The 617-nt window shown below is 61.6% G+C and carries 1 protein-coding gene and 1 pseudogene; both read right to left on the bottom strand.

Annotation, left to right across the window (positions count from 1 at the left end; genetic code table 11):
* Positions 1-200 (bottom strand): annotated as a pseudogene (locus IE94_RS41990) (IS256 family transposase); the annotation flags it as partial.
* Between the two features lie 299 nt (positions 201-499).
* On the bottom strand, positions 500-617 hold a 118-nt coding region (locus tag IE94_RS41475), incomplete at its 5' end, for a CAP domain-containing protein (RefSeq protein WP_245235365.1).

Below are 617 nucleotides of genomic sequence, written 5' to 3' on the forward strand. Positions count from 1 at the left end.
CGAACACCTCCCTCAACGGCACGGGAGCCCTGTCCGTTGCGCACCCGGGTTCGCATCACCGCCGTCACCCGATCAGTGGCCACGTTGAAAACGCTCAGTTCCTGCAGCAGCCGCTCAGCGACCTCGCGGACGAGTTCAAGACCGTCTGCCGAACGTAGTGACTCAAGCAGGCGAAGTAGGTCATGCTGGGACAAGGCCACCGGGCACCCCCTTGGACCGAACTGGCAGTTCACCAAGGACAGTTGCACGGTGGCCTGCCCCGTTCTCAGGGAGCGTTCACCGGCAGTCGATGCACGCGAGGGCACGGAAACGGCGCACTTCACAGCCAAGATCCGCTACACCACTCCGCGGGACGCCATCCGATCTGAGATCTCTACCGAACCCGTGGCGGTTCAGTCCGCAAAATAGGCATCTCGAAACCGAAAGCGAAGAAGTCCGCTTCTCCTCGCCCACGCCGCACAGGTTAAAGATCAAGCTAGTCCTCTGACCATCGGTTATCTCAGTAGCCGAAGTTCTGTGTCCACCAATGGCCCCGTACGCCAATGTGGACGCCTACGCCGATAGTGGCGAAGTCCGGGCACAGGATGTTCGCCCGATGGCCGGGGCTGTCCATCCAG

Origin of the sequence: Streptomyces violaceorubidus (assembly GCF_000717995.1) — a bacterium.
Taxonomy (GTDB): Bacteria; Actinomycetota; Actinomycetes; order Streptomycetales; family Streptomycetaceae; genus Streptomyces; species Streptomyces violaceorubidus.